The 25,309-nt window shown below is 72.3% G+C and carries 21 protein-coding genes; 9 read left to right on the forward strand and 12 right to left on the reverse strand.

What is annotated here, in order from left to right; translation table 11 throughout:
* The first annotated feature begins 21 nt into the window (after positions 1–21).
* Positions 22–1,083, forward strand: a complete 1,062-nt coding sequence (locus OG985_RS09225) for a hypothetical protein (protein WP_371667773.1) — start codon at positions 22–24, stop codon at positions 1,081–1,083.
* 820 nt (positions 1,084–1,903) lie between these two features.
* The gene (locus OG985_RS09230) at positions 1,904–3,151 is read left to right on the forward strand and encodes a lactonase family protein (RefSeq protein WP_371674313.1); all 1,248 of its coding nucleotides are present in this window, start codon (positions 1,904–1,906) and stop codon (positions 3,149–3,151) included.
* Here the strand turns inward: OG985_RS09230 and OG985_RS09235 are convergent.
* Together OG985_RS09235 and OG985_RS09240 are read right to left on the reverse strand one after the other, a co-directional pair.
* Positions 3,119–3,844 (reverse strand): DUF2470 domain-containing protein, encoded by a 726-nt coding sequence (locus tag OG985_RS09235; protein WP_371667774.1) that lies wholly within the window; start codon positions 3,842–3,844, stop codon positions 3,119–3,121. The two genes, OG985_RS09230 and OG985_RS09235, sit on opposite strands and share 33 nt — an antisense overlap.
* Positions 3,845–3,931: 87 nt before the next feature.
* On the reverse strand, positions 3,932–4,540 hold the full coding sequence (locus tag OG985_RS09240) for a TetR/AcrR family transcriptional regulator (RefSeq protein ID WP_371667775.1): 609 nt from the start codon (positions 4,538–4,540) through the stop codon (positions 3,932–3,934).
* 150 nt (positions 4,541–4,690) lie between these two features.
* On the opposite strand from OG985_RS09240, the gene OG985_RS09245 reads away from it, so the two are divergent.
* Positions 4,691–6,205 (forward strand): cytochrome P450, encoded by a 1,515-nt coding sequence (locus tag OG985_RS09245; RefSeq protein ID WP_371667776.1) that lies wholly within the window; start codon positions 4,691–4,693, stop codon positions 6,203–6,205.
* Here OG985_RS09245 and OG985_RS09250 read toward each other — a convergent pair.
* The 10 genes from OG985_RS09250 to OG985_RS09295 form a co-directional block, all read right to left on the reverse strand.
* Complete coding sequence (locus OG985_RS09250; protein ID WP_371667777.1) at positions 6,173–6,997, reverse strand: pentapeptide repeat-containing protein; 825 nt, start codon at positions 6,995–6,997, stop codon at positions 6,173–6,175. The genes OG985_RS09245 and OG985_RS09250 overlap by 33 nt on opposite strands.
* A 96-nt stretch (positions 6,998–7,093) precedes the next feature.
* Positions 7,094–7,732, reverse strand: a complete 639-nt coding sequence (locus OG985_RS09255) for an FxLYD domain-containing protein (RefSeq protein WP_371667778.1) — start codon at positions 7,730–7,732, stop codon at positions 7,094–7,096.
* 109 nt (positions 7,733–7,841) lie between these two features.
* Positions 7,842–9,155: an alpha/beta fold hydrolase gene (locus tag OG985_RS09260; RefSeq protein ID WP_371667779.1), complete on the reverse strand. Its 1,314-nt coding sequence runs from the start codon at positions 9,153–9,155 to the stop codon at positions 7,842–7,844.
* A gap of 101 nt (positions 9,156–9,256) precedes the next feature.
* Positions 9,257–10,288 (reverse strand): LacI family DNA-binding transcriptional regulator, encoded by a 1,032-nt coding sequence (locus OG985_RS09265; protein WP_371667780.1) that lies wholly within the window; start codon positions 10,286–10,288, stop codon positions 9,257–9,259.
* 79 nt (positions 10,289–10,367) lie between these two features.
* A complete protein-coding gene (locus OG985_RS09270) occupies positions 10,368–11,792 on the reverse strand; it encodes a BNR repeat-containing protein (RefSeq protein ID WP_371667781.1) in 1,425 nt (474 codons plus the stop codon).
* An 83-nt stretch (positions 11,793–11,875) separates the two neighbouring features.
* Positions 11,876–12,196: an L-rhamnose mutarotase gene (locus OG985_RS09275; RefSeq protein WP_371667782.1), complete on the reverse strand. Its 321-nt coding sequence runs from the start codon at positions 12,194–12,196 to the stop codon at positions 11,876–11,878.
* A gap of 196 nt (positions 12,197–12,392) precedes the next feature.
* On the reverse strand, positions 12,393–13,475 hold the full coding sequence (rhaS, locus tag OG985_RS09280) for a rhamnose ABC transporter substrate-binding protein (RefSeq protein WP_371667783.1): 1,083 nt from the start codon (positions 13,473–13,475) through the stop codon (positions 12,393–12,395).
* A gap of 34 nt (positions 13,476–13,509) precedes the next feature.
* On the reverse strand, positions 13,510–14,541 hold the full coding sequence (locus OG985_RS09285; RefSeq protein WP_371667784.1) for an ABC transporter permease: 1,032 nt from the start codon (positions 14,539–14,541) through the stop codon (positions 13,510–13,512).
* On the reverse strand, positions 14,534–15,574 hold the full coding sequence (locus OG985_RS09290) for an ABC transporter permease (protein ID WP_371667785.1): 1,041 nt from the start codon (positions 15,572–15,574) through the stop codon (positions 14,534–14,536). Before OG985_RS09290 ends, OG985_RS09285 begins: the two co-directional genes overlap by 8 nt.
* Entirely contained in the window at positions 15,571–17,088 is a 1,518-nt protein-coding gene (locus tag OG985_RS09295) for a sugar ABC transporter ATP-binding protein (RefSeq protein WP_371667786.1), read from the reverse strand. Before OG985_RS09295 ends, OG985_RS09290 begins: the two co-directional genes overlap by 4 nt.
* 273 nt (positions 17,089–17,361) lie before the next feature.
* On the opposite strand from OG985_RS09295, the gene rhaI reads away from it, so the two are divergent.
* The 6 genes from rhaI to OG985_RS09325 all read left to right on the forward strand — a co-directional run bounded on the left by rhaI (position 17,362) and on the right by OG985_RS09325 (position 25,132).
* Positions 17,362–18,522 carry an L-rhamnose isomerase gene (gene rhaI / locus OG985_RS09300; RefSeq protein WP_371667787.1) on the forward strand — a complete coding sequence of 387 codons (1,161 nt, stop codon included), beginning with the start codon at positions 17,362–17,364 and terminating at the stop codon, positions 18,520–18,522.
* A gap of 119 nt (positions 18,523–18,641) precedes the next feature.
* Positions 18,642–20,681 carry a bifunctional aldolase/short-chain dehydrogenase gene (locus OG985_RS09305; RefSeq protein WP_371667788.1) on the forward strand — a complete coding sequence of 680 codons (2,040 nt, stop codon included), beginning with the start codon at positions 18,642–18,644 and terminating at the stop codon, positions 20,679–20,681.
* Positions 20,678–22,153 (forward strand): rhamnulokinase family protein, encoded by a 1,476-nt coding sequence (locus OG985_RS09310; RefSeq protein WP_371667789.1) that lies wholly within the window; start codon positions 20,678–20,680, stop codon positions 22,151–22,153. Before OG985_RS09305 ends, OG985_RS09310 begins: the two co-directional genes overlap by 4 nt.
* Before the next feature lie 83 nt (positions 22,154–22,236).
* The gene (locus OG985_RS09315; protein WP_371667790.1) at positions 22,237–22,992 is read left to right on the forward strand and encodes a (Fe-S)-binding protein; all 756 of its coding nucleotides are present in this window, start codon (positions 22,237–22,239) and stop codon (positions 22,990–22,992) included.
* Complete coding sequence (locus OG985_RS09320; protein ID WP_371667791.1) at positions 22,989–24,467, forward strand: LutB/LldF family L-lactate oxidation iron-sulfur protein; 1,479 nt, start codon at positions 22,989–22,991, stop codon at positions 24,465–24,467. The genes OG985_RS09315 and OG985_RS09320 overlap by 4 nt, the downstream gene beginning before the upstream one ends.
* Complete coding sequence (locus OG985_RS09325) at positions 24,464–25,132, forward strand: lactate utilization protein C (protein WP_371667792.1); 669 nt, start codon at positions 24,464–24,466, stop codon at positions 25,130–25,132. Before OG985_RS09320 ends, OG985_RS09325 begins: the two co-directional genes overlap by 4 nt.
* Positions 25,133–25,309 lie beyond the last annotated feature (177 nt).

Below are 25,309 nucleotides of genomic sequence, written 5' to 3' on the forward strand. Positions count from 1 at the left end.
GGAGCGACGAGGGGCGGGCGGATGGCCGACACCACCGTGCGGATCGACGGGAACACACTGCGGCTGCCGGGCGGTGTGGCCGTCCGGTTCGTGCGCACACTGCGCCTGCCCGAGACGGGCACGCACGCGTTGCCGCCCGGCCTCGGCGAGTTCCCCGTCCGCCGTGTCGCGGACTACCCCGACACCGTGCCGGAGGCCTGGCGGGCGCGCGGCGGCGTGATGCTGCCGGTGTACCTGCGCGAGGCGATGTGGCTGAGCTTCGCCGGCACCACGGAGCCGGCCGCGCTGCAGGTCGGGGTGGGCAAGGTGTGCGCGGTCTCGGGGCGGCCGTGGAGCGACCGGCTGTCCCGCGAGCCGCAGAACTACGTCGTACTGCCGCGCCAGCCGTGGCTGGACGGCATCAACTCGGGGAAGGGCACCGTCCGCCAGTTCGTGGCGGTGCCTCTGGGACTGGGCGCGACCGTCGAGGGACAGGTCACGGGCGAGGAGGTGTGGGGCGGCGTACAGCTGCAGTCGTTCCCGCTGAAGGACGCGGAGCTCGCCCGCTGGCGGGAGGAGGAGCGGCGCCGGGCGGAGCAGGTCGTCCGCTCGGTGAAGACGGCCGGGGCCTACGGCGCCGCGATGCCCATGGCGGCACCGCCCGCCCCCGGCGCGGCACCGGCTCCCGCCGCGGCTGCCGGCGCCGCCCGGCCGCGGGCCGCCGCGGCGATGGGGCTCGGCGTCGGCGGTTCGATGCGCCAGGAGGTGTACCGGGACGACCGGTCCGTGCGGGACTGGGCCCGGAAACCGGCCGGGCGGGTCTTCGTGCATCTGGTGACGCCCCCGGAGTGGCGCCGCATCACCGGGGAGGCTCCCCCGCCGTCCCCGGTGGACCGCGCGGCCTACACGCGCGCCGGACTGCCCTGGTACGACTACTACGACCAGGACTCCGAGGACCTCGCCCCCACCGACGCACTCGGGGCCGTACAGCCGGTGGGCGACTGGCTCGGCGACGACCACGATCCCTGGCAGGAGCCCACACCGCACCAGGTGAAACCCCTGAAGGACACCCCGGGCAAGCCGATCGAGGACGGCGACTGGTAGCCCCGGAACACGACGCCCGACGGGGGCCAGCAGACGCGGCCGACAGCCGCCGACGCGGTCGGCAGGGGTCGGCGACGCGGGCGGCCCGCCGGACGGCGCGCACGACAGCTGTCGGCAGCACGCCCGGGCGCCAGCGGCAGCAGCGCGACCGGCAGACCCCGGCGGCACGCCCGCAGCACGGCGCCGACGCGGCTGGAAACCAGCGGCGGCGCCTGTTGGCGGCGGCACACGTCTCGACTCGTTCGTCACACGTCGCCAACGCGGCCACCCGACACACCGGCGGCACGCCCGCAGCACGGCGCCGACGCGGCTGGAAACCAGCGGCGGCGCCTGTTGGCGGCGGCACACGTCTCGACTCGTTCGTCACACGTCGCCAACGCGGCCACCCGACACACCTCGGCGCACACTGACGTCGTCGGCACGCCCGGGCGCCAGCGGCAGCAGCGCGACCGGCAGACCCCGGCGGCACGCCCGCCATACGGCGCCGGCGCAGCCGCAGACCAGCGGCGGCGCGGCCGGCGTCGGCCGCGCGGCCCGTCGGCGTCGGCGCAGCCGCAGACCAGCGACGTCGGCGCGGCAGGCGTCGGCGGCAGGGCCCGTCGGCGTCGACGGTGCACGCTGCAGACGGTGTCGGCGCGGTCGGCGGACCGTCGCCGACGCGGTCGGCGGACCTCGCGGCGCGCAACGGTTGCCGGCGCCGGCAATCGTTGCGTGCCGCGCAACAGGGAGGGGCTTTCTTGCATGACGCGGGTCGTCCGCGTCAAGGTGGCTGTTCGCGAGCAGGCGACGGACGGGGCAGGTGGGCATTCGCGTGCGGGACATGGGCAGTGAGGCACGGGCGTCGCGCGGCGTATGGAGCAGGCGCCGTTTCCTCGGCGCCGTCGCGGGAGCCGCCGCCGTGACGGCACTGCCGGCGCCCGCGCCGCCCGGTTCCGCGCCCGGCCGTACCGACGCCGGCACGCCCGGTTCCGCATCCGGCCGTACCCCCGCGGGCGCCGAGACCTCCGCCGCACCGCCGCCACCGACGGGGAAGCCGGCCCGCACGCGCCCGCTCCTCCTCGGGACCTACACCTCGGTCGAGGGCGGCGGCAAGGGCGTCGGCTTCGCCGGCTACGACTCCGAGACGGGTCGGATCACCGGGAACGGAACGCTCCCGGGTATCGAGAACCCGTCGTTTCTGGCACGGCATCCCAGCGGCCGGACGCTGTACGCGGTGAACGAGCGCGAGGCCGGCGCCGTGACCGCCGTCCGGCTGGCCGACCGCGCGATCCTCGGCACCCGCGGCACCGGCGGCTCGGGCCCCTGTCACGTGTCCGTGCATCCGGGCGGGCGCTGGCTGCTCAGCGCCGACTACGGCTCCGGCAGCGTGGCCGTGCATCCCATCGACGCCTCGGGCGCGCTCGGCGAGCGGACCGACCTGGTCACGCATTCCAGCCCGCCGCCCGGGCCGGGCCAACAGGGCCCGCACGCCCACCAGTTCGTCACGAGTCCCGACGGCGGTCATCTGCTGGCCGTCGATCTGGGCACCGACACCGTGTACACCTACCGCCTCGACGAACGCGAGGGCACGCTGACCGAGACCTCCCGGGCGCACACCCGGCCGGGCGCCGGTCCGCGCCACCTCACCTTCCATCCCGGCGGCCGGTACGCCTATCTGGCCAACGAGGTCGACGACACGGTCGCGGTCTGCGCCTACGACCCGGCCACCGGCCGTCTGTCCATCGGCGCGCCGCGGTCCACGGGAACGGGGCCGGGCACCAGTTACCCGGCGCAGTTCCTGGTGACCTCGGACGGCTCGTACGCCTACCTCGCCAACCGGGGCGACAACACGCTGACGCGGTACGCGGTGGAGGCCGACGGCGCCCGGCTCAGGCTGCTGGACACGGTTCCGGTGGCCGGTGACTTCCCGCGGCAGATCGCCTTCTCGCCGGACGGTCGGCTGCTGTTCGCGGCGAACCAGAAGTCCGGCACCGTGAGCGTGTTCCACGTGGACGGGTCGAGTGGCGGACTGCGGCTCGCGGGCGAGCCGTTCGCGTCACCGGTCGCGGTCTGTGCGCTGCCGCTGTAGGGGGCGCGGGCAGGAGGCCGTACCGGCCTGGGCGAGCAGGACGTGCATCCGTTCGGTGAGCTGCGAGACGTCGTCGGCGGGCGTGTGGAACGGCAGCCGTACGTCGCCGTGCGTGCGGGCCCGCTCGATCCGCAGGGTCAGTCCGTGGCGGTCGACGGCGAGGGGCTGGACGCGCACCGCGCCGTGCAGGCTGTCGGAGTCGACGAGACGCGTGAGGCGTTCGACGGCGTCGCCGTGGCAGTCGGCGAGATGGGTCAGCAGGTGGGCCTCGGCCAGGGCCAGCGGGTCGGGCCGCGCGGCGGTGTACTCCTCGACGCCGACGACCACGGCGCCGGACGGCCGGCGCAGCACGACGCGGGTGGCCCGGAACGTCAGGTGGCCGTCCTCGGCGGTGAACCAGCCGGCGAGCCAGACGCGGGCGCGGACCCGGTCGCGTACGGGGACGGGCGCGACGTCGGCGAACTCCAGGACGGCGGACGGCTCGCCGCGGGGTGCGCAGATCGCGGCCGCGAGCAGGGCGCTGTCCTCGGGCACGTGCAGGGACACCCGGCCGTCCTCGTCGACACTGTGCGCGCCGACGAACTCCTCACGCCCGCCGTCCGCCGTCACCGCGCAGGACCACGCGGCGCCGAGCACGGAGCGGACCTGTTCCGCCGCGGCAGGCGCGGCCGTCCAGACTTGACTGTCACCCATTCCGGTCCTCCATTAGGTAAGGCTTGCCTAACCTATCGAAGATCGGCGTCCACGCCAACCGGCAGAGGCGAACCGGTGTGGTGGTGCTCAGCCCGCGATGACACCCAGCAGCGCCCGCGCGCACAGGTCGCGCACCTGCTCCCGGTCCGGGCCTCCGCCCCGGAGCCACTCCAGGCAGACCGCGGTGGTGAAGGCCAGCCAGCCCCGCACGGCCAGCCGTACGTCGGCCCGTCCCTCGAAGGCCGGGCCGAACTCGGGGTCGGCGCCGAGGGCCGCCAGGATCTGCCGCTCCTGCGCGGCCAGCGCCCGCTGATAGACCCTGCGCACGGCCTGGTCCCCCGCCGCGTCCGCACGATGGAAGGCGCGGTACCCGTGGGCGTGCTCCTGGACGTACTCCAGATACGTGTCGAGCCCCGCGGCGAGCTGTTCGCGCACCGGGACGCCGGGCACCGCCGCCGTCATGCGCAGCATCCGCTCGCTCTCGCGCTCGACCACGGCCGCGAAGAAGTCCCGCTTGGTCGGGAAGTAGTGGTAGAGCAGCCCCCGCGAGACTCCGGCGATCTCGGCGACCCGTTCGATCCGGACCTCGTCGTAGGGGCTCTCCGAGAACAGCCGCGCCCCGACCGTCAGAAGCTGCTCCCTGCGCTCCTCGGTGCTGAGCCGGCGGCGCGTGCGCCCGCCCTCGTTCGCGGCCATCCCCGCACCTTACTTGACGCCGGTTCAACAAGGGGACGAGACTGGACACGCTATTGAACCCACGTACAACACGCGCTGCGCGCGACGTACCGCCGGATCGGTCGCCGGACGAGTCGCCTGGTCAGTCGCCGGATCAAGGGAGATCGCGTCATGGCGGAGACGACGACCGGAGCCGGACTGCCGAGCGGGTTCCGCGGCGCGGAACAGGGCTGGCCCGAACTGCACCGCATCCCGCGTCCGCCGTACCGGGTGCCGCTGCTCGGCGACGTGCTGGGCGCGAGCCGGCGCACTCCCCTGCAGGACTCCCTCCGGTTCGCCCGCAGGCTGGGGCCGATATTCCGGCGCCGGGCCTTCGGCCGGGAGTTCGTGTTCGTGTGGGGCGCGGATCTCGTGGCGGACCTGGCGGACGAGGCGCGCTTCGCCAAGCACGTCGGGCTCGGGGTCGCCAACCTCCGGCCGGTCGCCGGGGACGGCCTGTTCACGGCGTACAACCACGAGCCCAACTGGCAACTGGCGCACGACGTCCTGGCGCCGGGCTTCAGCCGCGAGGCGATGGAGGGCTACCACCCGATGATGCTCGCCGTGGCGGAGCGGCTCACCGGCCACTGGGACCGCGCGCTGACGGCGGGCCGCCCGGTGGACGTGCCCGGCGACATGACCAAACTGACCCTGGAGACGATCGCGCGGACCGGCTTCGGGCACGACTTCGGCTCCTTCGAACGCGACCGGCCGCATCCCTTCGTGACCGCGATGGTGGGCACGCTCGGCTACGCCCAGCGGCTGAACACCGTGCCCTCGCCGCTGCTGTTGCGCGGGGCCGCCCGCCGCAACGAGGCCGACATCGCCCACCTCGACCGCACGGTCGACGACCTGGTGCGAGCCCGCCGTGCGGCCGGCGGGGCGGGCCGGGGCGGTGACCTGCTGGACCGGATGCTGGAGACGGCCCACCCGGAGACCGGGGAGCGGCTGTCGCCGGAGAACGTACGCCGTCAGGTCATCACCTTCCTGGTGGCCGGCCACGAGACCACCTCGGGTGCGCTGTCCTTCGCTCTGCACCACCTCTCCCGGCACCCCGACGTCGCGGCCCGCGCCCGTGCCGAGGTGGATCGGGTCTGGGGCGACACGCCCGCGCCCGGCTACGACCAGGTGGCCCGGCTGCGCTACCTGCGCCGGATCCTCGACGAGTCGCTGCGGCTGTGGCCGACGGCACCGGCCTTCGCCCGGGAGGCCCGGCACGACACCGTACTGGCCGGGGACCACCCGATGCGCCGGGGCGCGTGGGCACTGGTCCTCACGCCGATGCTGCACCGCGACCCCGCCGTCTGGGGCGCCGACGCCGAACGTTTCGACCCGGACCGGTTCGACCCGGCGGCCGTACGGTCCCGGCCCCCGCACACCTTCAAGCCGTTCGGCACCGGGGCGCGGGCGTGCATCGGGCGCCAGTTCGCGCTGCACGAGGCCACGCTGGTCCTCGGTCTGCTGCTGCGCCGCTATGAGCTGCGTCCCGACCCCGGCTACCGGCTGCGCGTGGCCGAGCGGCTCACGCTGATGCCCGAGGGACTGCGGCTGCACCTGGAGCGCAGGCCCGCGGCCACGGTCCCGGTGCCCGGGGCCGAGCTGCCCGCCCCGGAGCTACGGTGTCCAGTGCGCGGGGCGGGTGACTGACTCGGGCAGCCGGGTGCCGGCGCCGCCCCGGGCCGCGTTCACCTGAGGCTGGGTCAGGAAGAGGGCGCCGGTCAGGTCGGCGTCCGTGAGGTCGGCGTCGCGCAGGTCGGCGCCGATCAGGTCCGCTCCCCGCAGGTCCGCGCCCCGCAGATCGGCGGCGATGAGGTAGGCGCCGCGCAGGCTCGCACCGCGCAGGTCGGCGCCTTCGAGCCGGGCTCCCATCAGATCGGCGCCCCGGCGGTCCTTGCGGCGGCCGCGCGTTCCGGCCCGGGCCAGCTCGCTGGTCCTCAGCAGCAGCTCGTTGACCTCCTGCCGGTGTGCGCCGATGTCCAGCGCGACCAGTTCCTCCGGGGTTCCGCGGGTGAGCCGCTCCGTCTTCTCCAGGGCCCGCCGCAGATCGGCGTGGACCGGGCGGGCCGCGGACAGGGTGAGCGCCTCGGTGAGGTACCAGAGCAGCTCGTGCAGATGGCGGACGGCCGGGAACACCTCGGACATGCGGCGGACCTGTCCGGGCGGGCCCGTGCGCCAGTCCTGCCCGCCGAAGGTGACCTGCGAGACCTTCTGTCCGGCACCGAAGCAGTCGTAGACCGTGCAACCGCCGAAGCCCTTCTGCCGCAGCTTCGTGTGGATGCCGCACCGGTGGTCGCCCTGGAGGTTCCGGCAGGGCGTGCCGGCCGGTTTGCCGATCGCGAAGTCGGCCGAGGCGGCGAAGGGCAGGGCGACACAGCACAGGCCGAAGCACTGCTCGCAGTCGCCGCGCAGAGCGGTCCGGTCGGTCGTGTCGTCTCGCATGACGCTCAGCCTACTGACCTGCACGCGGCGGAGATCCCGCCGCCGCGTGCGCGCGTTCGCCTCCGGGACCGGGGTGGGGCGGCCCGGTCCCGGAGGTCAGTACCGCTGTGCCTTGGCCAGTTTCGGGGTCAGCACCGGCTCGGCGGGCTTGCGGCTGATGGCGAGCGGCTGGGCCTGGTCGCCGGGCGCGAGGTCCTCGGCGCCGACGTACCGGGTCTCCACCACCTTGCCGGACGAGTCGAGGAAGTCGACCTGCACGGCGTACGACGCCGTCTTGTCGGTCTTGTTGGTGATGGTGACGAGAACCGCGAGCAGTCCGCCGGTCCCGGACCGCGGTTTGCCGGTCATGGCGACCTCGGACATCGCGTTGCCCTGCCCGTCGACCTTCTTGAGCTCGGTCTCGGCCGCCTTGTTGGCGCGGGCCGCCTCGGCCGACACCGATGCCTCGAAGGAGGACGCGGCGGCCGAGGCGGAGGAGGCGGCCGCCGAGGCCGAGGCACGCGCCGACGCGACGGCCGAGGACGCCAGCGACTTCAGGGGCGTGGGCGGCGAACCGGAGAAGGAGGCCGTGTCGGGAGCGGACGGCCGCGTGGTGGTCGGCGTGCCGCCGCCGCCGTCGTCCGTGCTGCACGACACCAGCGCCAGCGAGCCCGCCACGGCGGCCATGGCCAGTGCCGCGGCGACGACCCGGGGCCGGCCCGCGCGTCCCGTCGGGTGGGGTGACGGCTGGTTCATCGGTGACGTCCCCTGTCTCCTGCACCGGCATATAGACGAAATGAACCATATGCCGGGAAAGGGGGCAGGGCATGTCGGCCCGGGTCGCGGGGCCGGCCGGGGGGCGGTCTCAGGCCTCGTCGCGGGTCAGGGCCAGCAGCCGGTCGAGGACACGGGGGCCGCCGGCCCGTACGCCGTCGTGTTCGAACTCGTCCGTCACCCAGGTGCGCAGACCGCGGACCGCTCGGGCGGTCTCCAGGGAGTGCCCGGCGTCGACGTACATGTCGTCGTGGTAGACGGCCGCCGCGACCGGCACCTCGTTGGCGGCCAGGCGCTCGCGGTCGTAGAGGGGCCGCCAGTCGGTGCGGGCGGCGAGCAGCTCCGCGGTCTCCCGCAGCGGGCGCAGGGCCGGATCGCAGTCGAACATCCACGGGTGGACCGACTCGCCGGTGAACAGCAGCGGTCCGTCGCCCGCGAGGGCCTTGGCCGCGTCGAACTGCGGGAACTCGGCGCGGACGCGTTCGGCCGACCAGGCGGTGGGACGCTCGTCCTGGCCGTAGACCGCCTCGTGCACGAGGGCGTACAGCGGGTGGCCCGCGTACGACAGGAGGCCCTGGACCTCTTCCTGGAACGCGTCGGACAGCGCGGATCCCCCCGGGGTGCGGACGAAGGCGTGTTCCAGCAGGTGGTGCAGGCGGTGGCTGCCCTCGCCGCCGCCCAGGAGGATGCCCAGGGACTGGAAGGCCTCGGCGGTGAGGCGGTAGCCGTTCGGCAGCACCGGCTCGTGGTGCAGCAGGTGCTCGGCGATCCGCCGCGCGCGTTCGACGTCCTGCGGGTACCGCGCGTAGTGCGCGGCGACCTTGCGTTCGATGCGCGGGAAGGCGGCCCGGTAGACGTCGTCGGCATGCGCGTCGAGCGAGGGCAGGCCGCCGGTGACGACGGCGGCGGCGAGGCCCTCCGGGGCGGCGGACAGGTAGTGCACCGTGCAGAAGCCGCCGAAGCTCTGGCCGAGGACGGTCCAGGGCGCACCGCCGGTGACCTGGGCGCGGATCGTCTCGCAGTCCCGGACGATCGCGTCGGCGCGGAAGTGGGCCAGGTAGTCGGCCTGTTCGGCGGGGCCGCCGCGCAGCGGGAGGGTCTGCCGGTTGGCGGGCGTGGAGTGACCGGTGCCGCGCTGGTCCAGGAGCAGGACGCGGTACTCGTCGAGGGCGCGGTCGAGCCAGGACTGCCTGCCGACGAAGCGGTTGGCGCCGAAGCCGGGGCCGCCCTGGAGGTACACCAGCCACGGGAGGTCCGGGCCGCGGCCCTGGCGTGCCTTGTCGCTCGCGACGACCTCACGGCCGTAGAGCTCGATCGTCTCGCCCGCCGGGTCGTCGTGGTCGAGGGGGACGGTGAAGCGGCGGTCGGTGAGGACGACGCCGGGCTGGCGATAGGTGAGACTCAACAGGGCTCCTGGGACGGACGGATTGCTGGCCGCAGCCCAGTTCAGCACATGTTCGTCCGGTGGCCGACCCCCGGGATCATGAAATCTTACTGAACCTGCGGTCAGCGCGCCGACAGGCTGGAACGGCGCACCACGAGTTCGGGCTGGAGCACCACCCGGCGGTGCTCGTGCGCGCGCGGCCCGCTCTCCGCCTCCGTCTCCGTCTCCTCCAGCAGGAGTTCCGCGGCCAGGGCGCCCATGGTGACGGCGGGCTGCCGGACCGAGGTGAGGGGGACGGCCGCGGCGGCCGCGAACTCGATGTCGTCGTAGCCCACGATCGCGAGGTCGTCGGGAACCTTGATCCCGGCCGCGTACATGGCCTGCAGGACGCCGAGGGCGAGCAGGTCGTTGGCGCAGAACACGGCGGTCGGACGGGCGGCGAGGCCCAGCAGCCGGGCTCCGGCGTCCCGGCCGGCGGCCACGTCGAGCCGCTCGGTGGGCAGTTCGCGCAGGGCGTCGGGGCCGAGGCCGGCCTCGGCGAGCGCGTTCAGGGCGCCGGTACGCCGGTCGCGCACCTGGTTGAAGCCGGGCGGTCCGCTGACGTACGCGATCGAGCGGTGCCCGGCATCGATCAGATGCCGTACGGCGAGGGCGCCGCCCGCCACGTCGTCGACGGACACCGAGCACTCGGTGGTGCCCTCGGCGACCCGGTCGACGAGGACGAAGGGGATGTTGTGGCGCCGGAACGACTCGATGTTGCGGCCGGTGGCGTCGGCGGGGGTGAGCAGCACACCGCGGACCCGCTGCTCGGCGAAGAGCGACAGGTACTCGGCCTCCTCGCCCGGGCTCTGCGCGCTGTTGCAGACCATCACACCGAGGCCCGCGTCGCGCGCGGCCCGCTCGGCACCGCGCGCCACGTCCACGAAGAAGGGGTTGCCCATGTCGAGGACGAGCAGCCCCATGATCCGGCTGCGGCCCGCGCGCAGTTGGCGCGCGGACTCGCTGCGGACGTAGCCGAGGCGGTCTATCGCGGACAGCACCCGCGCCCGGGTCTCGGTGGCGACCGCGTCCGGACGGTTGATCACGTTCGAGACCGTGCCGACGGAGACTCCGGCGACGCGGGCGACGTCCTTGATACCCACCGACTGAGCCATCAGGCAGAAACCTCCGAGGCTGGTGAGGGGGGCAGGCAGGCGTTCACACTACCGGCATGCCGTCCCGCTCCGGCCCCCCTCACGCGGGCAGCCTGAAGTCGACGACGTGCAGGGCGGAGGGAGTCGTCCCGCTGGACTTCTCCTGGTACATCACGGACAGCACGCCGTCCTGGGCGATCCGCGTCTCGTCGATCACGACCTCACCGAAGGCGTTCAGGCCACTGCCGTCGTACAGCAGCTTCCAGTCCGTGTGTCCCGAGGACTTCGAGGCGCCCGCGATACGGCCGAACGGCAGAACCGCGTAGGCGTTGTCGTACCTGTCCAGGACCAGCTTGGTGCGCTGGCTGGAACCGAGCGCGATCGGTATCTCGGTCTTCTGCCAGCTGCCCGCGGAGGTCTTGCGCAGGTGGAAGGCGCGGCCGTTCGCGGTGCGGTCGGTGACGTAGTTCGTGGTGCACTGGCCGAACCGGCCGGGCACGTAACTGATGATCGCGTGCGGGAGGCCGGCGGAGTCGGTGAACTGGCTCTCCTGGTTCATCAGCGAGTGGTCGGGGTTGAGCGCGTCCACCACGAGTCCGCCGTCGGTGACCGCGACCCTGTCCGACCCGCCGGTGGTGCCGACCGCGGTGCCGGCGTTGTTGCGCCAGGTGCGGCCGCGGTCGTCGGAGTAGACGTAGCCGGTGTCGTGGTTGGTGATGCCGCCGCTGTTGCACATCACGGCGCCGTTCTGCTCGCGCCAGGTGAAGAAGGAGTGCAGCCGGCCGTTCCTGTCGTAGTCGATGCCGTGCAGGTACATGTTGCGGGCCGTGCTGGAGCCGTGCGAGCCGGCGTAGGTGCCGGTGGAGCTGCTCCACTCGCCGAGGTTCGTCCACGAGGTGCCGTCGTACTCGGCGAGGGCGTTGCGTCCGTTCCCGGAGATGCCGACGCGGTAGCTGAGCTGGAGCTTCCCCTCGGGCGTGGAGACGAACTGGGGGTAGGTGAACTGCGAGGTGAGCGCCAGGCCGTCCAGGGTGGACTGCGGGGCGCCGAAACGGCTCGCGGTCCAGCTCAGTCCGGCGGGGTTGTCGAGGAGGCCGGCGACCGACTTGACGTAGGTGAAGCCGTCGCTGTGGGAGTCCATGTTGAGGTGCAGCCGGCCGTCGGTCTTCGACACACCCATGGAGATGACGTTGTGGGAGTCGCTCGACTTCAGGGTGTGGCCCACCTGGACGGTGGACCAGCTGCTTCCACCGAGCGCCCGGCGGCCGACGACGGCGTTCTTGTCGGCGGTGTACCAGACGGCGTACTGGTAGCCCTTGTAGGTCAGCAGCCCGTTCTTCTGGAACGCGTTGTTGTTGACCAGGCCGTCGTAGGAGACGAAGAAGACGGCCTGGGCGTCGAGTCGCGTGCTGCCGGTCTGGGTGACGGACGGGCCGGGGTCGGCCGCCCGTGCGGTGCCGGCGGCGAGGGCGGGGGCGCCCACGGCACCGACGAGGGTGGCGGCCAGCAGCGTGCGTCGTCTCATCTCGGGGACTCCATTGTCGGGCGAGGCGGATCGGGCGAGGTGGTTCGGGCCGAGGGGGGCCGGCCCCGGGGAGGGGCCGTACGTCAGGCGAGGTGGAAGACCTCGGTGAGCGGTTTCATCGCCTCGTCGGGGCGGGTGCCGTCGAGGGACTCGAAGAAGGGGGCCATGTCGGCCTGCCAGCGGGCGTTGACCTCGGTGGCCTCCATGCCGGCCAGGGCGGCCTGGAAGTCCTCGGTCTCCAGATAGCCGACGAGCAGGCCGTCGTCGCGCAGGAAGAGGGAGTAGTTGTGCCAGCCGGTGGCCGAGAGCGCTGCGAGCATCTCGGGCCACACGGCGGCATGGCGTTCGCGGTACTCGGCGAGCCGGCTCTGGCGGACCTTGAGCAGGAAACAGACGCGCTGCATGAAGTACCGCTCCTCCGGAATGACGTGGTGACTAGTGCCCCAACAGGCAACGTTCGCCCCGTCGCGACGCCCAGCACGCACTCTCGCCGCACCGGCCGAAAGCCCCAGTACATCCAGTACGAGGACTTCCGGCCGGCACACCGAGAGCACGCACCGGACGCCGCTCCTTGACGGGCAAACGTTGCCTGCCGCGGCACTAGAAGTTGAACTGGTCGATGTTCTTGGCGTTGAAGACGGTCGGCTTGCCGAGGCTGATCACACCGTCCTTGCCGATGGTGTACGAACCCATGGCACCGGCCTTGAAGGTCTCGCCCTCCTTGCCGGTGATCTGCCCGGAGGCCATCGCCACGGCCGTACGCGCGGCCAGCTCGCCGAGCTTCGCCGGGTCCCACAGCTCGAAGCCCTCGACGGTGCCGTTCTTGACGTACTTGCGCATGTCGTTGGGGGTGCCGAGGCCGGTCAACTTGACCTTGCCCTTGTACTTGGAGCCCGACAGGTACTGGGCGGCGGCCTTGATGCCGACGGTGGTCGGGGAGATGATCCCCTTCAGGTTCGGGTGCTCCTGGAGCAGGCCCTGGGTCTGCTGGAAGGACTGCTGGGCGTCGTCGTTGCCGTAGGCGACCTTGACCAGCTTCATGTCCTTGTACTTGGGGTCGGTCAGCTCGTCCTTCATGAAGTCGATCCAGGTGTTCTGGTTCGTCGCGGTCTGCGCGGCGGACAGGATCGCGATCTCGCCCTTGTAGCCGATCTGTTCGGCGAGCAGCTGCACCTCGGTACGGCCCAGGTCCTCCGCGCTGGCCTGCGAGACGAAGGCGTTGCGGCACTCGGGCTTGGTGTCGGAGTCGTAGGTGACGACCTTGATCTTGTTCGTCATGGCCTGCTTGAGCGCGGTGCACAGGGCGCCCGGGTCCTGCGCGGAGACGGCCATCGCGTCGACCTGCTGCTGGGTGAGCGTGTTGACGTAGCTCACCTGGCCCGAGGTGTCCGTGGCGTTGCTGGTGCCGACCTCCTTGTACGTCGAACCCAGCTCCGTCAGGGCCTTCTCGCCGCCCTTGTCGGCGGAGGTGAAGTACGGGTTGTTGACCGCCTTGGGCAGGAAGCCGACGGTCAGGCCCTTCTTGAGGGCCGCGTTCGGGTCCGCCTTGCCGGCCGTGGCGGCCGAGCCGCTGTCGTCCTTGACGTCGTTCTTGGTGGTGCCGCCGCAGGCCGTGGCGGCCAGGGCGAAGGAGGTGACGGCCACGAGGGCCGCACAGGCACGGCGAACGGATGACTTGCGCATGGCGAGGATTCCTTTACGAAGATGAGCGGAGCGGTTACGAGGTCGGGGCGGGCGCTTTCGAGACCGGCGCCGAGGCGGCTCTGCGCCCCGCCCTCGCGATGGCGACCTGCCGTGCCACCCGGGGGCCGAGCACGGAGAGGACGAGCAGAACGCCGGTGACGACGATCTGCGACTGGGCGGAGACATCCTGGAGGCTCATCACGTTCTGCAGCGCGCCGAGGAGGAAGACTCCCGCGATCGCGCCGCCCAGCGTGCCCTTGCCGCCGTCGAAGTCGATGCCGCCGAGCAGGACGGCCGCGACGACGGAGAGTTCGAGTCCGGTGGCGTTGTCGTAGCGGGCGCTGGCGTAGTGCAGCGCCCAGAAGACGCCGGTCAGGGAGGCCATGAAGCCGGTGGCGACGAACAGGATCAGCTTCTGCCGCTTGACCCGGATCCCGGCGAACCGCGCGGCCTCCTCACTGGCGCCGATCGCGAACGCCGAGCGCCCGAACGGGGTGAGGTGCAGGACGACCACGGCGATCGTGAGCAGGACGAGGAAGGGCAGGAACGCCTGGGGGACGAAGGTGTCCCCGACGCGGCCGGCCGCGAAGTCCAGGTACTGGGTGGGGAAGTCGGTGACCGCGTCCGAGCCGAGGATGATCTGGGCGATGCCCCGGTAGGCGGCGAGCGTGCCGATGGTGACGGCGAGGGACGGCAGTCCGAGCCGGGTCACCAGCAGGCCGTTGACCAGCCCGCACACCACCCCGAGGAGCAGGCAGATCGGGATGATCGTCTCGATCGTCATGCCCTGGTTCCACAGGGCGCCCATGACCGCCCCCGAAAGGCCGGCCGTGGAGGCGACCGACAGGTCGATCTCGCCGGCCACCACGAGCAGGGTCATCGGCAGGGCGATCATGGCGATCGGCAGGGTGTTGCCGATGAGGAAGGACAGGTTGAGGGCGTTGCCGAAGCCGTCCACGAACCCGAAGGACAGCAGCAGGACGACGAGGAGGAGGGCGCCGACGGCGGAATCCCACCTTTTCAAGCCGGACCAGCGGACGGCGCGCGCGAGAGCGGAGTCAGCCATGGCGGGCGTTCCTCTTCTTCAGGGCGGAGGCCACGCGCAGCGCGACGATCCGGTCGACCGCGATGGCGAGGATGAGCAGGATGCCGTTGATGGCGAGCACCCAGACGGAGCTGACGCCGAGGGCGGGCAGCACGCTGTTGATGGAGGTCAGGAGCAGGGCGCCGAGGGCGGCGCCGTAGACGCTGCCGGAGCCGCCGGTGAAGACGACGCCGCCGACCACGACCGCGCTGACGACGGTGAGTTCGTAGCCGTTGCCGGTGCCCGAGTCGACGTTGCCGAACCGGGCCAGGTAGAGGGCGCCCGCGAGACCGGCGAGGGCGCCGCAGAAGGTGTACGCGGCCAGGATCCGCTTGCGGACCGGGATTCCCGCGAGGCGGGCGGCCTCCGGGTTGGAGCCGAGCGCGTACAGTTCGCGCCCGCTGCCGTAGTGCTTGAGGTAGTACGCGGTGGCGACCAGCACCACCAGCGCGATCATCGCCAGCCACGGCACCGCCGAGAGGCCGCCGGAGCCGAAGTCGATGAAGCCGTCGGGGAGGCCCGCCGCGGTGATCTGGCGGGAGCCGACCCAGATGGAGTCGATGCCCCGGATGATGTAGAGGGTGCCGAGGGTGACGACGAGCGCGGGCACCTGGCCGAGGCTGACGAGCAGTCCGTTGACCAGTCCGCAGCCGATGCCGAGCAGGATCGCCAGCAGGATCGCCACGACGGGGTTGCCGCCGCTCTGGAGGTAGTCGCCGGCCGCGAAGGCGGTGATGCCGAGGATGGAGCCGACCGACAGGTCGACGTTGCGGGTGATGACGACCAGCGACTGGCCGGTGGCGACCAGCACCAGGATGGTCGCGTTGAGCAGCAGGTCCTTGATGCCCTGTTCGGACAGGAACTCGCTGTTGCCCGCCTGGGTGATGCCGATCATCACCAGGAAGACGACCAGGATGGCGAGTTCGCGCATCTTGAAGACGCGGTCCACCAGCCGGGTGCCACTGGACTTGGGCACCTCGGCGGCGGGGGCGGGGTTGGGTGCGGTCACCGTCATGCGGCGGCCCTCCCCGTGGCTGCGGCCATCACGGTCTCCTCGGTGGCCACGGAGCGCGGGAGTTCGGCGGTCAGGCGCCCCTCGTGCATCACGAGCACCCGGTCGGCCATGCCGAGAATTTCGGGCAGGTCGGAGGAGATCATCAGTACGGCGACACCTTCGGCGGCCAACTCGCTGAGAAGGCGGTGCACTTCGGCCTTGGTGCCGACGTCGATGCCACGGGTGGGCTCGTCCACGATCAGCACCTTCGGGCCGGTCGCCAGCCACTTGGCGAGGACGACCTTCTGCTGGTTGCCGCCGGACAGCGTGTTGACGGTGTCGGCGATGCGGGCGTACTTGACCTGGAGCTTCATCGCCCAGTCGAGGGCGCGGCTGCGTTCCGCGCCGCGGTCGACGAGGCCGGCCCGCACGGTCGTCCGCAGGCCGGTCAGCCCGATGTTGCGCTCGATGGACATGTCCATCACCAGGCCCTGGGCGCGGCGGTCCTCGGGGACGAGGGCGAGCCCGGCGGCCATCGCGGTGGACGGGGCGCCGTTGGTCAGGCCGCGGCCCTCGACCTCCACCTCGCCAGCGTCCCAGCGGTCGATGCCGAAGACGGCCCGGGCCACCTCGGTGCGGCCGGCGCCGACGAGTCCGGCGAGTCCGACGATCTCGCCGTGCCGCACGTCGAAGGACACGTCGGTGAAGACGCCCTCGCGGGTCAGCCGCCGGACGCTCAGCGCGACCGCGCCGGGCTCGACGTCCTGCTTGGGGTAGAGGTCGTCGAGGTCGCGGCCCACCATGCGGCGGACGAGGTCGTCCTCGGTCATGCCGTCCAGTTCCTCGCTGGCGATCCAGGCACCGTCGCGCAGGGTCGTTACGCGCCGGCAGATCTGGAAGATCTCCTCGAGCCGGTGGGAGATGAACAGGACGGCGGCGCCCTGGTCGCGCAGGGTGCGGACGACGCCGAAGAGGCGGGCCACCTCGCTGCCGGTGAGGGCGGCGGTGGGCTCGTCCATGATCAGGACGCGGGCGTCGAAGGAGAGGGCCTTGGCGATCTCGACGATCTGCTGGTCGGCGATCGACAGGCCGCGGGCCGGGCGGTCGGGGTCGAGTTCGACACCGAGGCGCAGCATCAGGGCGGCGGTGGCCGCGTGGGTGGCCCTGTGGTCGATCCGGCCCGCCGCGCGCCTGGGCTGCCGGCCCATGAAGATGTTCTCGGCGATCGACAGGTCGGGGAAGAGCGTGGGCTCCTGGTAGATCACGGCGATGCCGGCGTCCCGGGCGTCGCCGGGACCGTGGAAGACGACGGGCTCACCGTCGAGCAGCACCCGACCGGCATCAGGTCGGTGCACTCCCGCGAGAGTCTTGATGAGGGTCGACTTGCCCGCGCCGTTCTCACCGGCGAGGGCGTGCACCTCGCCGGGGAACAGCTCCAGGGAGACGTCCCGCAGAGCGCGGACCGCGCCGAAGGACTTGGAAACGTCCTCGAGCGACAGCACGGGGGCCGGACCCGTGTCGGACGGGTGGGTCATGGGGGCTCCTCGACGACGCCCGTCAGGCGGGCCTCACGGCGTCGTGAAAGGTTTCAACTTGGTTGCCGGGACGTTAGACATGCGCCCCATGTCACGTCAATGGGTTCGTATCGAAAAACTTTCGAAGCACTAAGGTCACAGCGGGGTCACGAGCAACAGCTTGGGCCCCAGGGCTTGACACCCCTTCGGGAGGCTCATAGCTTCCCGTCTTGAATCGTTTCACACAGAACGTGTTCGCCCCGTCTTACGACCCGACGTCACAGGAGCCCCGAAGTGACCGAGCTCGCCGCGGTGAAGACCGCACTCAAGACCCAGGCAGTCGAGACGCCGTCATGGGCGTACGGGAACTCGGGGACCCGCTTCAAGGTGTTCGCGCAGCCCGGTGTTCCGCGCACACCGCAGGAGAAGCTGGACGACGCCGCCCAGGTGCACGCGTTCACCGGCGTCGCGCCGACCGTGGCGCTGCACATCCCCTGGGACAAGGTGGAGGACTACGCCGCCCTGGCCAAGCACGCCGAGGAACGCGGCGTGAAGCTGGGCGCGATCAACTCCAACACCTTCCAGGACGACGACTACAAGCTGGGCAGCGTCTGCCACCCGGACGCGGCGGTGCGGCGCAAGGCGGTCGGCCACCTGCTGGAGTGCGTCGACATCATGGACGCGACGGGCTCGCGGGACCTGAAGCTGTGGTTCGCGGACGGAACGAACTATCCCGGGCAGGACGACCTCCGCGACCGGCAGGACCGGCTGGCCGAGGCCCTGGCCGCGGTGTACGAACGGCTCGGCGAGGACCAGCGGATGCTCCTTGAGTACAAGTTCTTCGAGCCGGCCTTCTACGCGACCGACGTGCCGGACTGGGGAACGGCCTACGCGCACTGCCTCAAGCTGGGCCCGAAGGCGCAGGTCGTGGTCGACACGGGGCACCACGCGCCCGGCACCAACATCGAGTTCATCGTGGCCACGCTGCTGCGCGAGGGGAAGCTCGGCGCGTTCGACTTCAACTCGCGGTTCTACGCCGACGACGACCTGATGGTGGGCGCGGCGGACCCCTTCCAGCTGTTCCGGATCATGTACGAGGTCATCCGGGGCGGGGGGTTCACGCCCGAGGTCGCGTTCATGCTCGACCAGTGCCACAACATCGAGGCCAAGATCCCGGCGATCATCCGCTCGGTGATGAACGTGCAGGAGGCGACGGCGAAGGCGCTGCTCGTCGACAAGGACGCGCTGAGCGCCGCGCAGCGGGACGGGGACGTGCTGGCGGCCAATGCGGTGATCATGGACGCCTACAACACGGACGTACGTCCGCTGCTGCGCGAGGTGCGCGAGGAGATGGGGCTGGACTCCGACCCCACAGCCGCGTACCGGGCGTCCGGGTGGGCGGAGAAGATCGTCGCCGAGCGCGTCGGCGGGGAGCAGGCGGGGTGGGGGGCGTAAGCGTCCGCCCCTTCGCGTCGTACGCGGGCTGCGGGCCGGTTGTGACTGGTCGCGCAGTTCCCCGCGCCCCTTTCCCGGGGCCCCCTCACCCGTGTTCGAGAAGTTAGGAAAGACACGTCATGGCACCGCACCCCGAAGCCGCCGCTCTGCTGGCCCGCTCCCATCGGCTGGGCTCCGACCCCCGCAACACCAACTACGCCGGCGGCAACACCTCCGCGAAGGGCACCGACACCGACCCCGTCACCGGTGGTGACGTCGAGCTGATGTGGGTCAAGGGCTCCGGTGGCGACCTGGGCACGCTGACCGAGGCGGGACTCGCCGCCCTGCGGCTGGACCGGCTGCGGGCGCTCGCCGGCGTCTATCCGGGCCTCGACCGCGAGGACGAGATGGTCGCCGCCTTCGACTACTGCCTGCACGGCAAGGGCGGCGCGGCCCCGTCCATCGACACGGCCATGCACGGGCTCGTGGACGCCGCCCACGTCGACCATCTGCACCCCGACTCCGGGATCGCGCTCGCCTGCGCGGCCGACGGGGAGAAGCTGACCGCCGAGTGTTTCGGCGACACCGTGGTGTGGGTGCCGTGGCGTCGGCCCGGCTTCCAGCTCGGGCTGGACATCGCCGCCGTCAAGGAGGCCAACCCGCAGGCCGTCGGCTGTGTCCTCGGCGGGCACGGCATCACGGCGTGGGGTGACACGTCCGAGGAGTGCGAGCGCAACTCGCTGCACATCATCCGCACGGCTGAGGCCTTCCTCGCCGACAGGGGCAGGCCGGAGCCCTTCGGGCCGGTGATCGAGGGCTACGAGGCGCTGCCCGAGGCCGAGCGGCGGGGGCGGGCGGCCGCCCTCGCGCCGTACGTCCGCGGCATCGCCTCCCTCGACCGGGCCCAGGTCGGGCACTTCACCGACTCCGACGTGGTCCTCGACTTCCTGGCCCGCGAGGGGCACCCCCGGCTCGCCGCGCTCGGCACCTCCTGCCCCGACCACTTCCTCCGGACGAAGGTACGGCCGCTGGTTCTCGACGTGCCGCCGACCGCTCCCCTGGAGGAGGCCGTCGGCCGGCTGGAGGAGCTGCACGCCGCGTACCGCGAGGAGTACGCCGCCTACTACCGGCGACACGCCACGCCCGACTCCCCCGCGATGCGCGGCGCCGACCCGGCGATCGTCCTCGTCCCGGGTGTGGGCATGTTCAGCTTCGGCAAGGACAAGCAGACCGCGCGGGTGGCCGGCGAGTTCTACGTCAACGCGATCAACGTGATGCGCGGGGCCGAGGCGGTCTCCGCGTACGCGCCGATCGAGGAGTCGGAGAAGTTCCGCATCGAGTACTGGGCCCTGGAGGAGGCCAAGCTCCAGCGGATGCCGAAGCCCAAGGCGCTGGCCACCCGGGTGGCGCTGGTGACGGGCGCCGGCAGCGGGATCGGCAAGGCGATCGCGCACCGGCTGGTCGCCGAGGGCGCGTGCGTCGTCGTCGCCGACCTCGACGCCGGGAACGCTGAGCAGGTCGCCGAGGAGCTGGGCGGGCCCGACAAGGCCGTCGCCGCGATCGTCGACGTGACGTCCGAGGAACAGATCGCCGAGGCGTTCAGGACGGCGGCGCTCGCCTTCGGCGGGGTGGACCTGGTGGTCAACAACGCCGGCATCTCCATCTCCAAGCCGCTGCTGGAGACCTCCGCGAGGGACTGGGACCTCCAGCACGACATCATGGCCCGCGGCTCCTTCCTCGTCTCGCGCGAGGCGGCCCGGGTGATGGTCGCCCAGAAGCTGGGCGGCGACATCGTCTACATCGCGTCGAAGAACGCCGTGTTCGCCGGCCCCAACAACATCGCCTACTCCGCCACCAAGGCCGACCAGGCCCACCAGGTGCGGTTGCTGGCCGCCGAACTCGGCGAGCACAGCATCCGCGTCAACGGGGTCAACCCGGACGGTGTCGTACGCGGCTCCGGCATCTTCGCGGGCGGCTGGGGCGCGCAGCGGGCCGCGGTGTACGGCGTGGCGGAGGACAAGCTCGGCGAGTTCTACGCCCAGCGCACCATCCTCAAGCGGGAGGTGCTGCCCGAGCACGTCGCGAACGCCGTCTTCGCGCTGACCGGCGGAGAGCTGACGCACACCACCGGGCTGCACGTCCCGGTCGACGCCGGCGTCGCGGCCGCCTTCCTGCGATGAGCACTGCCCCGAACCCGGGTGTGCGGTCGTACGCCGCGGTCGACCTCGGCGCGTCCAGCGGACGCGTCATGGTCGGCCGGGTCGGCGCCGACGCGCTGGAGCTGACCGAGGCGCACCGCTTCCCCAACCGGCCGGTCCGGGTGCCCGAAGGGCTGCGCTGGGACGTCCTCGCGCTGTACGCGGGCGTCCTGGACGGACTGCGGGCGGCGGGTGCCCTCCGCGGTGGACGACTGGACTCCGTCGGCATCGACAGCTGGGCGGTCGACTACGGCCTGCTCGACGCCGACGGGAGTCTGCTCGGCAACCCCGTGCACTACCGCGACGCCCGCACGGACGGCGTCGCGGAGAAGGTCTGGGCGACCGTGCCGGCCGACGAGCTCTACGCGGCGACCGGACTCCAGTACGCCCCCTTCAACACGCTGTACCAGCTGACCTCGGCCCGCGGCTCCGCCCAACTGGAGCACGCCGAACGCCTGTTGCTCATCCCGGACCTGCTGGCCTACTGGCTCACCGGCGAGCAGGGCACCGAGCTGACCAACGCCTCCACCACCCAGCTCATCGACCCCCGCACCCGCGACTGGTCCTACGACACCGCGGCCCGGCTCGGCATCGACCTCGGCCTGTTCGCGCCGCTGCGCCGGCCCGGCGACCGGGCGGGCGCGCTGCGGCCCGAGGTGCTGGAGGAGACCGGGCTCGACGGGCCGGTGCCGGTGACGGCGGTCGGCTCGCACGACACGGCGTCCGCGGTGGCGGCCGTCCCGGCGACGGGCGAGCGGTTCGCGTACATCTGCACCGGCACCTGGTCCCTGGCCGGTCTGGAGCTGGACGCGCCCGTGCTCACCGAGGAGAGCCGGGCCGCGAACTTCACCAACGAACTGGGGCTGGACGGCACCGTCCGGTATCTGCGCAACATCATGGGCCTGTGGCTGCTCCAGGAGTGCCTGCGTACCTGGGGTGACCCCGACCTCGGCGGGCTGCTGCTCGACGCGGCCAAGGTGCCGGCGCTGCGGTCGGTGGTGGACGCGGGCGACGCGGCGTTCCTCGCGCCGGGCCGGATGCCGGAGCGGATCGCCGGGGCATGCCGGGCCTCGGGGCAGCCGGTGCCACGGTCCCCCGCCGAGGTCACGCGCTGCATCCTCGACTCCCTGGCCCTCGCCCACCGCAGGGCGGTCGAGGACGCGCAGCGGCTCGCCGGCCATCCGGTCGACGTCGTGCACGTGGTCGGCGGGGGTACCCGCAACGCGCTGCTGTGCCAGCTGACCGCCGACGCCTGCGGGCTGCCGGTGGTGGCGGGCCCGACGGAGGCGGCGGCCCTGGGCAACGTCCTCGTACAGTCCCGCGCCCACGGGCTGGTCGGCGACCGTGCGGACATGCGCGAACTGCTCGTCCGGACCCAGCCGTTGACCCGGTACGAGCCCCGCGGTGACACGGCACGGTGGCGCGCCGCGCAGGCCCGGCTAGACCCGGCGTGACGAGGTCTGCCCCGGACCTCACTCCAGGCCCCCTCCCCCGACTACGCTGTCACTCATCCGATGACCGACCACAAGGAGCCGCGATGCGTGTCGCCCTGTTCCTGACCTGCGTCAACGACACGCTGTATCCGGATACCGGGCGCGCCGTGGTGAAACTGCTGACCAGGCTGGGCGTCGAGGTCGATTTTCCGATGGCCCAGACCTGCTGCGGGCAGGCGCACTACAACACCGGCTACCGGCACGAGGCGGAGCCGCTCGCCCGGCATTTCTCCGATGTCTTCGGGGAGTACGAGGCGATCGTGACGCCGTCCGGCTCGTGCGGGGCGATGGTCCGCGAGCTGTATCCGCGGATGGGTGAGCGGGCCCGGGCGGAGGGGCGCGGGGACACCCTCGCGGCCACCCTGGCACCCGTGGTCCCCAAGACGTACGAGCTGACGGAGTTCCTGGTGGACGTGCTCGGGGTGACGGACGTCGGCGCCTACTACCCGCACAAGGTGACCTACCACCCGACCTGCCACGGGCTGCGCGGCCTCGGCCTCGGCGAGCGTCCGCTGCGGCTGCTCCGGGCCGTGAAGGGACTGGAGCTGGCCGAGCTGCCCGGCGCCGACGAGTGCTGCGGCTTCGGCGGCACGTTCGCGCTGAAGAACGCCGACGTCTCGGCGGCGATGGGCGCGGACAAGGTGCGCAACGCCGAGTCGACGGGCGCCGAGGTGCTGTGCGCGGCCGACAACTCGTGCCTCATGCACATCGGCGGCACCATGACACGGCTCCGCACGGGGATGCGGCCGGTGCACATCGCGGAGATCCTGGCGAGCACGGAGGAGGAGCCGACGGCATGAGCGGAACCTTCGTCGGCATGCCGGCCTTCCCCAAGGCCGCGCACGAAGCCGTCAACAACCAGACCCTGCGCGGCAATCTGCGCCACGCCACCCACACGATCCGCGGCAAGCGGGCCAAGGCCGTGGCGGAGGTGTCCGACTGGGCCGCCCTGCGGGAGGCCGGGAAACAGATCAAGGACCACACGCTCCGGCATCTCGACCGGTATCTCGTGCAGGTGGAGGAGGCGGTCACCGCGGCGGGCGGCACCGTCCACTGGGCCGCCGACGCCGACGAGGCCAACCGGATCGTGACCGACCTGGTCAAGGCCACCGGTGAGACCGAGGTCGTGAAGGTCAAGTCCATGGCCACGCAGGAGATCGGGCTCAACGAAGCCCTCGAGGCGGAGGGCATCCGCGCCTACGAGACCGATCTCGCCGAGCTGATCGTCCAGTTGGGCAAGGACCGGCCCTCGCACATCCTGGTCCCGGCCATCCACCGCAACCGCGGCGAGATCCGTGACATCTTCGCGCGCGAGATGAGCGAGTGGGGCCGCCCGGCACCGGAGGGCCTCACCGACACGCCCGCCGAACTCGCCGAGGCCGCCCGCCTGCACCTGCGGGAGAAGTTCCTGCGCGCCAAGGTCGGCGTCTCCGGCGCCAACTTCGTGATCGCCGAGACCGGCACGCTGGTCGTCGTCGAGTCCGAGGGCAACGGTCGGATGTGCCTGACCCTGCCCGAGACGCTGATCTCGGTCGTCGGCATCGAGAAGATCCTGCCGACCTGGCAGGACCTGGAGGTCTTCCTGCAGACCCTCCCCCGCTCCTCGACCGCCGAGCGCATGAACCCGTACACCTCCACCTGGACCGGCACCACCGACGAGGACGGTCCCCGGGCCTTCCACCTGGTCCTCCTCGACAACGGCCGCACCGACACCCTCGCCGACGAGGTCGGCCGCCAGGCCCTGCGCTGCATCCGATGCTCGGCGTGCCTCAACGTCTGCCCGGTGTACGAGCGGGCGGGCGGCCACGCCTACGGCTCCGTCTACCCGGGGCCGATCGGCGCCATCCTGAGTCCCCAACTCCGGGGCACCCAGAGCGAGATCGACGCCTCACTCCCGTACGCCTCCTCGCTGTGCGGGGCCTGCTACGAGGTGTGCCCGGTCGCCATCGACATCCCCGAGGTGCTGGTGCATCTGCGGGAGCGGGTCGTCGAGGGCGGCCAGGTCACCCGGGAGGGCAACAAGGTGGTGTTGCGGCCGGCGAAGGGACACGCCGCCGAGCGGGCGGCCATGCGGGCGGCGCGCTGGGCGTTCAGTCACCCCGGCGCCCTGCGCACCGGCCAGCGGCTCGCCTCCCGCACCCGCCGGCTGCACCCCCGCTCGCTGCCCGGGCCCGGCCGGGCCTGGAGCGCCACCCGGGACCTGCCGCCGGTGCCCGCCGAGCCGTTCCGCGACTGGTGGCAACGCACCAACGGCGGAAAGGACGGCGCGAAGTGAGCAGCAGGGAACGGATTCTGGGCCGGGTGCGGCGTGCACTCGCGGACGTACCGGCCGACGACACACCGTACGAGCAGGCCGTCGAGCGCGGCTACGCGCGCGAGCACGGCGACCGGAGCGTCGGGCAGACCGTGGACCTGCTCGCCGAGAACCTCGCCGACTACCGCGCGATCGTGCACCGCTGCACGGCCGCCGACCTGCCGGCCACGCTCGCCGGCATGCTGGCCGCGCGCGGCGCGCGGACGGTGATCGTCCCGCCGGGCCTCGATCCCGGCTGGCTCACGTCGGCCGACGCCGAGCAGGTCCCCGACCGCGCCGAGAGCACCCCGCACGAACTGGACCGCCTCGACAGCGTGGTCACCGCCTGCGCGGTGGCGATCGCCGAGACCGGCACGATCGTGCTGGACGGCGGCCCCGACCAGGGACGCCGCCGCATCACCCTGATCCCGGACCACCACATCTGTGTCGTGCGGGTCCCGGACCAGGTCGTCTCCTCCGTCCCGCAGGCCCTCGAACGCCTCGACCCCGCCCGCCCGTTGACCTGGATCTCCGGTCCGTCGGCGACCAGCGACATCGAACTGGACCGCGTCGAGGGAGTGCACGGCCCGCGCACCCTGGAAGTGGTGCTGGTCGAGAGTCCGGCGGGCACGGAGGGCACCTCGTAGCGGCCGGACGGGAGCCGGCAGGAGGCGACGCCGTCCGCGAAGTCCGGGGCCCGACGCCCTGCGGCCGCCCTCGTGAACGCATTCCGGAGCGGCGGCGGGCGGCCGCAGGGGCGTACCGCTGCGCGGCGGAACCGACCACCGCCCGGGCCCGGCACGCGTTCCCGGCGTGCCGCACAC

Origin of the sequence: Streptomyces sp. NBC_00289 (assembly GCF_041435115.1) — a bacterium.
In the GTDB taxonomy this organism is placed as follows: Bacteria; Actinomycetota; Actinomycetes; order Streptomycetales; family Streptomycetaceae; genus Streptomyces.